This is a genomic window from Secundilactobacillus muriivasis (assembly GCF_054785195.1).
On record NZ_BAABMI010000092.1, the window covers coordinates 1 to 7,757 of the forward strand.

Genomic DNA, 7,757 nt, shown 5'->3' on the forward strand with positions numbered 1-7,757 from the left:
GTAACCCCGTAAATAGGTAATTAGCGTGTCAGACCAAAGTTGAACGATAACTGAGGCAGTGCTGTATCTAAGCAAGCAGAAACGGTCAGGTAGACTGATTATCAATCAGGAATACTTCTAAAAACGGTTAAATGTGGCGGAAGATCGTTGATTAATAACTACCGCTGTTTCAATCCACCTACTTTAGTGGGTGGTAGTTGAATTCTCACTATGCTTCGACTAAAATGAAACGCATCACATTCATCAGGAGGTCAACACCGTGTCCATTCACTATCAATCTGCCCAACCCGCAGATTTAACCGAAATTATGACCATCGAAAATCAGGGTTTTACGCCAGAAGAAGCTGCCAGCGAGACTAGTATGGCAGAACGAATCCAGGTCATTAGCGATACATTCATTACTGCAAAGGATGACCAAGGCCACGTGCTCGGCTATATCGTTGGCCCAGCCGACAAAGCTCGTTACATCAACGACGACCTCTTCGACCATACAACGCCCAATGATCCGACAGCGCCCTACCAAACTGTGTTGAGTTTGGCCGTTCATGACGACGTTCAGGGTCAAGGCATCGCGAGTCAATTGCTCAAAGAACTCGCGAAGGTTGCTAAGGCGCAACATCGCCAGGCCATTACGTTGACCTGTCTGGAACGTCTGATTCCGTTTTATGAACGAAACGGTTATGTCAACGAAGGCGTTGCTGAATCGGATCATGCTGGTGAAGTTTGGTATAACTTGATTTACTCGTTGTAGCCTACAATATCGCGGTATCACAAGGTTAATCAAAAGGGAGACCACATGTCATTTAACGACGTGTCGTCTCCCTTTTATCAGCCAATTAATCTTTAAAAATCGCATCAACCCGGTCACTAGCCGTCACATCGGTTTCACCCACATAGCCCAGATCAGTACCAATGACGTCTAAAAAATCTAATAAAGCAGGATTTAAGCCTAAATCCTCTAATTCAGTCCGGTTGACCCGGTAACGAATTGTGTCCTCAAGACCAGCTTCAACCTTTTGAACCCACTTTGGTTCTCTAAGATACTCGCGTCCCAACGCCGCAAACGTGATGCCCGCGGCCATTACTTTCTCAACGTCCGCAGGCGATTGCAACCCACCGACTGAAATCAATGGTACCCGATCATGGACCTGATCCTTGATTCGAAGGATCGTTGGCCGGTTTTCTTGCGGATCATTCAGGGATTTACGCCAAGCATTGCCCATTGAGACGTGTAAGTAGTCAATGCCACTATCCGCTAATCGATCGACAAATTGTAGCGTGTCTGCGATGCGGATCCCTGGTTTTTCAACTTCCTCTGGCGAAATTCGGTAACCCAGCAAAAATGGCGTTTGTGCGTACTGATCAATCACCATCTTAGCAGCGTTGACAATTTCTAACCCAAACCGCATCCGATTTGTAACCGAACCGCCCCACTGATCCGTTCGTTGATTAGAATTAGGTGAAAAGAACTGTTGAATCAGATAGGTATTTGCGCCGTGGATCTCAACGCCATCAAATCCAGCAAGGATCGCCCGTCGCGTTGCCATCGCAAAGGCAACCACAATTTCTTTAATTTCAGTTTCGCTTAATGCGCGCGGAGTTTCCATCCCATCGCGAGGTGCCGCGATTGCGCTGGCACTGACAGGTTGCGTCCCGCGAAGAATCTGTGAGTTCGTCATCCGTCCAGCATGAATCAACTGCAAAATAGCTTTGGTGCCGTTTTGCTTCATCGTGGCCGCTAGTTTGGCCAACCGCGGTAGATAACGATCATCATTCACCGCTAATTCGCCTTCAAAACCCTTCCCGGTCGCCGTCACATTAGCTGCTGGTGTAATAAACATGCCAACGCCGCCAGCTCGTAAACTTGCATAATACAATTCATCTCTTGAGACGCTCCCGTCTTCCAATCCGGAACGTTCCGTCATCGGCGGAATTACCACCCGGTTTTTCACCGTCATGCCGTTTTTAAAGGTGTATGGCTTTAAAAATTGATAGTCTGTCATTTCGCAGTCTCCTTCAGCTAAATTGAAACCGATTACAAATTCCAGTATACACGCTCAATCACTAATTAAAAGTAATTAATTCGGTGTACAATAGTTACCAGATGGTAAGTTTTAGCGTGCCGAGTCGTTTGAACACTGCTAAAATTTTCTTAGTCAATTTACTGGATACGAAAGGAACGCACTCATGGCATACAACGACAAAATCTACCAGCTAGGCATCAATTACACCCTCGCCATCATCGGTGGCAAATGGAAATCCGCCATTATTTGTCAATTAGGCTTACAGTCACAACGCCCGCTGGCATTACAACGACACCTAGTTGGGATTTCACCAAAGGTCTTAACTAAACAACTTCGGGAACTTGAAACGGACGGCATCGTTAGTCGAACAACCTGCGGTACTGTGCCGCCCAAAGTTGTGTACGGGTTAACCGCCGCTGGTCGAAGCCTTCGAGAAACGCTCGTTACGCTCTCAATTTGGGGTGAACAAATGGCAACGCAATCAACAACCCCGGTAACGATCATTCACGATAGCTCGGAAATCTTTTAACTTCATTTAAACAACAAAAAACGACCTGTCAATTCAGCTCATCGTGAATTGACAGGTCGTTTCGTTTTTTTATAATTACAATAAAATCCCCACGGAATAGTGAATAATCATCGTTAAGATACCAACGATCACGTTCCGAATAATGGCCGTTTTAACTAAGCCGTCACCCAACTTTGCACTGAGGAATCCAGTTAGCGCAACTGAAGCACAAACGGCTAAAATTGTAACTGGCCATTCAATGCTAACTGGCGATAACGTCATGGCAGCTAACGGGAAAATCCCACCAGCAGCGGCTGAGAACAGCGACGAGAAAGCCGCGTTCCACGGACTCATGTAATGGCCAAGTTGCAGGTCGTATTTCACACTCACGACCGTTTCCAGTGGCCGTTTTGCCATTAATTCGGCAGCCATCTTGGTCGCCGTTTCAGTCGACACACCACGGTCCGTATAGTGATTCACGACCGCTGCCATCGCATCATCGTAGTTCGTCGCTAACCGCTTTTTTTCAGTCCGCACAACCGCTTTTTCGGTATCCTTTTGCGTCGATACTGAGGCGTATTCGCCAGATGCCATTGAAAACGCACAGGCTAATAAATCTGACAATCCGGCAATGAAGATGGTAAACCGGTTCGGCGTTGCCACCGCCACACTAAACAGCACCCCAACAACGGTTAAGATCCCGTCATTAGATCCCAAAACGCCAGCTCGTAACGTGTTTAACCGTTCTTCCATCGTTTGGGTTTTCTTGGGTTTGGCCCCAGCTAATTGCTTCATCATTTTCGTCTGCCCCCTACTGACCAATTAAGGTCCCAATTGCGAATGTAACAATCATGGTTAATAAGCCAGAGACCACGTTTCGTAGTACGCCACGGCTCCGACTCGCATTCCCCAACGTGGCGGCACTGTAGCCGGTAATTGTTAACGCAATGATGACCGCAATGAACGTGCCTAAAATGCGGATTGATGTTGGTAGCAAAGTGATTGCCAACAAAGGCAACACCGATCCAATTGGAAATGAAATCATGGATGAAATTGCGGCGGCATATGGGCTCGTATACTCCCCTGCATCAAACCCGTACCGCTCTCGAACTGTGGCAACCAACGGATCTTGTGCCATCATTTCAGTGGTTGCTTGATGAGCAAGATCCGGACTGATTCCTGAATTGATGTATTTTTGACGAATGAAGTTAAACTCACCATCATAATCGTCATCCAATCGCTCCTGTTCGGCCATGATTGCTCGCCGCTGCGAATCCTTTTGCGTATTGACGGACACGTACTCGCCCATCGCCATTGAAACCGTACCGGCCAACATTCCTGACAACCCTGAAATCAAAATCGCAAAGTTACTGGTTGTTGCACCCGCAACCCCAATAACGATCCCAGCAACGGATAGAATTCCGTCATTCGCACCCATCACCGCTGCTCGCATGATATTGATTCGTTGGGCTAACGTAATCTTCTTTTTCATTTAAACCGCCGCCTTACTTTAGAATTTTTCTAACCAGGAATCAATTATAACTGGATTGATTCTAAATTACAAGCAACTACTTGCGATTTCTGAAAATTTTCAAACTAGCCACTTGTATCAATCTTTGCCTCTTTTCTTCAAAAATATTCCAACCTAATTATACCCATTCCAACGTTAAAAATAACTAATAATTTACGAATATGCCAAACTTAGGTAATTTGAGCGGAATCGTCTCATTTAAAAAAGTACCGAAACACCCCTTAATTCGAGATATTTCGGTACTGTGTCAATTATTTGGTGAACATGTTGCTTAAATCATCCGTGGCATCACCGGCCGACCAAAGAAGTAACCTTGACCATATCGAACATTCAACATCTGCGCTAGTTCATAATCAGCTAACGTTTCAATATTCTTCAAGATCAAACGCTTATGGTGGTCCTCAAGGTGTTGTTGCCATTGTTGAATCGATTGTTGATCAGCAACGCTTAATGCTTGCACATCGACTTTGATCCCATCAATGTACGCAAGACCCTCAGCAAGCAATTTCCGCTGTTGTAGAATCGAGTCACTGTCTAACATCACTAAAATTCCGGCATCTTGGTACTGCGGGTAAATCTGCTTAAGCTCAGCCATAGTTGGTGTTTCGCTTAACTCCAGTGTTAATCGCCGAAGTTCTGGCGTTGCCGCCACGAACCGCCGTAACTGCTTAATGTGATGCGGATCCACAAACTGGGCCCGCGTCACATTGATGGCGATGACCTTGACACTCAGTTGCGCTAACAATTGCCGCATCATGGACACCTGAGTCGTGATACCAAGGTCAAACGACTCTGGCACCACCCACCGACCGTGATCAAACGTCCGCATCAATAACTCCTGACAAATCGGTTGTTCATCCGCAATTTGAATAACGGGTTGGGTGAAATACGTGTGAGTCACAACGACCGTTGACAATGGATTGACGTCTAACGTCTCACCATCAACCGTGACACAGTCTCGGCCATGTTGCTTCGAAATATACAAACTATCATCCGCTCGACCATAGCTATCAGCCAAAACAACGTCTGCTTGGCGGACCGTTGTTACCCCAAACGATGCCGTTATTTTGATGAATTGATCGTGGTAGTGGTAATCCATTTGTCGCAGTGCCTGCCAACACGCTCGGACAACCGGCACCGTTTCTTGCGCATCGCCATTTGGAAACAGGATAACGAATTCTTCACCACCAGTTCGATAAAGTTGCCAGGGCTGGACGTAATGTGACAACGTCGTTTTTAAGAGGTTCGTCACCGCAACCAAGGCCCCATTACCTGCCAAGTGACTATAGCGATCGTTGATTCCCTTAAAATTATCAATATCTAATTCAGCAAAGGTTAACGGCTGCTGATCATCTCGAATTTGGTTAAAAATGGCGACCGATTCACTCAAAAAGTTGGTGTAACTCTTAGCGCCGGTTAACGCATCAAAATTAACTTCGTGCGTGAGTTTGGCCCGCTCTAAAGCCCGCTTATGAGTAGCGTTACTGTAGGCACACGAATAGACGCTCATCGCCATAAACATCGCAATGTAGCCAAACCGTTGCCAGTTATCGATGCCAACGTAACTCGTCCAGTAGGCAACCGATAACACCACTGCGTAGATCATGTGAAAGGTCCAACTATAGCGAATCTGATTTCGAAATAAGCGCAGTACCGTGCCCATGATGATGAGAACCAGCGCAACTCCAATGAATAATTCGAGGTCAAACGTATGGTTAATGAACCAAAACGTCCCGCCAATCGCGCCTTGAAGCCAAAACTCGAAGTCGGTGAGTCGATCATTTAATAGTGGGTAAGCAATGACAAAAAGCTGTAAATTTAAAAATAGTAATACGCTAACCGCCTTGGCACCAGTAATATACTGAAGCCATAAGCAGAGTAGCACCGTCACACCAATGACTGAAAAGCGTCTCAGCCATTCCCCCACCGTCGTCGGCCGGGGTGTTTGAATCGCCCACTTCACGTGCCACTCATAGTAGGTAATAAACCCCGCCACAAAAAACACTGAAATGAGAAGGTGTGACATCCATAGGTTAAATGCCATAATTTGCCCTTCATTCTTGCTGAAATTAACTGTTATGTGTAATTGTTATTATTTATAGATTATTTTCTACTAATTATTCTGGAAATACAACCTTTTTCGCAATAAGTTGGTTTACCATCGCCCAACAAGCGCTTCATTTTTGCTCAGAAGTGACCTGCTCAGGCGCATCAAACAGCTCATCAACGGTCGTATACAAGATGGCAGCCAAACGAAACGCTAGCGCTAATGACGGATCGTACTTGGCATTTTCAATTGCGTTGATGGTTTGTCGTGAAACGGCAGCTAACTGACTCAATTCAGCCTGTGATAAGTGCAAGGCTTTTCGGCGCGTTTGAATTGAATTTTGCATACCGGCTCCTCCTTTCGAAATGTCAAAAGTATTTGTCAAACAGTGTCAAAAATATTTGACATGAACTGTCAAATACTATTGACAATTCGTGGCTATCCAATTTACCAACTATATGGTACATTAATCCTATCTTGATTAAAACCTCAAAGGAGCCTTGATATGCAAAAAATTGCCGTTTACTGCGGTGCCGCCACGGGCACAAACCCCGTTTACGAACAAGCTGCTACGGAACTTGGTCACTACTTAGCCACGCACCACCTCGATCTCGTTTACGGCGGTGGCGGGATTGGCTTGATGGGTATCCTCGCACGCCAAGTTCTTAGAGACGGTGGTCAGGTGTACGGTATCATGCCACAAGAACTGGTCGACCGTGGCGCAGCATTTACCGGACTCACCGACCTTCAAATCGTCGCTGATATGGCCACTCGTAAGCAGACTATGTTGACGCTGGCCGATGGTTGCCTAGCACTCCCTGGTGGTCCTGGGACACTGGAAGAAATTGTCGAGGCTTTTTCTTGGGCCCGCTTAGGCGATAATTCTAATCCGTGTGCCTTTTACAACGTCAATCATTATTACGATCCATTACAACGTTTCTTTGACGACATGGTGACGAACGGCTTTTTGACGACAACGGATCGGCAAAAACTCTGTTTCGCTGACTCGCTGGATACGATTATGACGTTTATGACGACGTATCAGCCACCTAAGATTCGGACCTATTAGTCATTGTCGTTTGTGTCCAGCGTAAGCATGTTTAGTTTGTGAAGTACGGTGATTTGCTTGAACTGTCGATTCCGGTAAGCGGCTAGGTTCCTGCTGTGGGGCCGGCCTGAGCCAAAGGGCGGTCTCAGCCCTCGAATCTAAGCCTCGCCAAAATCCGCGCGAGTCTTAGATTCGTCCCCGATGATAAGTGGTTGTCGGAAAAACACCAACAACCACCTATCATCGCGACACAGCATCCACCTAGCCGCTTACCGGAATCTTACATTGACGCAGAACGGTACTATCGTGGAGCATCTCAAAATGCGTTGAACAGCAACGTTATCTTATCAAATCAGCATAAGCGTGATGATGAGGTTCGGCATCGTTCAATCGTTGATTCATTACAGTTACTGGACATGACCACAATCATTTCTGCGGTTGTCAAGTTACCATTCAACGTCGCTATTACGCGGTTCCATCAACTTCAGAATGTGACAATCAGCTGTTCTGTTCGCTACAGCCCACCATGTAGCGGGAGGCGGAGGCGCGCGAGGCTCAGCAGTGTCGGTATGACTTAAGCAGTCGTAGTTCGTGGGGTT

At 46.4% G+C, this 7,757-nt stretch carries 8 protein-coding genes; 3 read left to right on the forward strand and 5 right to left on the reverse strand.

The genetic code is table 11. From position 1 onward, the window contains the following. Positions 1-259: 259 nt before the first annotated feature. On the forward strand, positions 260-751 hold the full coding sequence (locus ACYVR3_RS15715) for a GNAT family N-acetyltransferase (RefSeq protein WP_461244967.1): 492 nt from the start codon (positions 260-262) through the stop codon (positions 749-751). Positions 752-836: 85 nt separating this feature from the next. On the opposite strand, the gene ACYVR3_RS15720 is transcribed toward ACYVR3_RS15715, so the two are convergent. Further along, on the reverse strand, positions 837-2,003 hold the full coding sequence (locus tag ACYVR3_RS15720; RefSeq protein ID WP_461244968.1) for an NADH-dependent flavin oxidoreductase: 1,167 nt from the start codon (positions 2,001-2,003) through the stop codon (positions 837-839). 184 nt (positions 2,004-2,187) lie between these two features. Between ACYVR3_RS15720 and ACYVR3_RS15725 the strand changes: the two genes are divergently transcribed. Then, positions 2,188-2,553 carry a winged helix-turn-helix transcriptional regulator gene (locus ACYVR3_RS15725; RefSeq protein ID WP_461244969.1) on the forward strand — a complete coding sequence of 122 codons (366 nt, stop codon included), beginning with the start codon at positions 2,188-2,190 and terminating at the stop codon, positions 2,551-2,553. A gap of 75 nt (positions 2,554-2,628) precedes the next feature. Here the strand turns inward: ACYVR3_RS15725 and ACYVR3_RS15730 are convergent, their stop codons facing one another. From ACYVR3_RS15730 to ACYVR3_RS15745, 4 genes are all read right to left on the reverse strand, one after another. Continuing rightward, complete coding sequence (locus ACYVR3_RS15730; RefSeq protein ID WP_156301690.1) at positions 2,629-3,327, reverse strand: VIT1/CCC1 transporter family protein; 699 nt, start codon at positions 3,325-3,327, stop codon at positions 2,629-2,631. Between the two features lie 16 nt (positions 3,328-3,343). Further along, the gene (locus ACYVR3_RS15735) at positions 3,344-4,024 is read right to left on the reverse strand and encodes a VIT1/CCC1 transporter family protein (RefSeq protein ID WP_461244970.1); all 681 of its coding nucleotides are present in this window, start codon (positions 4,022-4,024) and stop codon (positions 3,344-3,346) included. A 310-nt stretch (positions 4,025-4,334) separates the two neighbouring features. Beyond that, a complete protein-coding gene (locus ACYVR3_RS15740; protein ID WP_461244971.1) occupies positions 4,335-6,107 on the reverse strand; it encodes a sensor domain-containing diguanylate cyclase in 1,773 nt (590 codons plus the stop codon). 133 nt (positions 6,108-6,240) lie between these two features. Continuing rightward, positions 6,241-6,456 (reverse strand): helix-turn-helix transcriptional regulator, encoded by a 216-nt coding sequence (locus ACYVR3_RS15745; RefSeq protein ID WP_461244972.1) that lies wholly within the window; start codon positions 6,454-6,456, stop codon positions 6,241-6,243. Between the two features lie 159 nt (positions 6,457-6,615). On the opposite strand from ACYVR3_RS15745, the gene ACYVR3_RS15750 reads away from it, so the two are divergent. Continuing rightward, complete coding sequence (locus ACYVR3_RS15750; protein ID WP_461244973.1) at positions 6,616-7,179, forward strand: LOG family protein; 564 nt, start codon at positions 6,616-6,618, stop codon at positions 7,177-7,179. Positions 7,180-7,757: the final 578 nt, after the last annotated feature.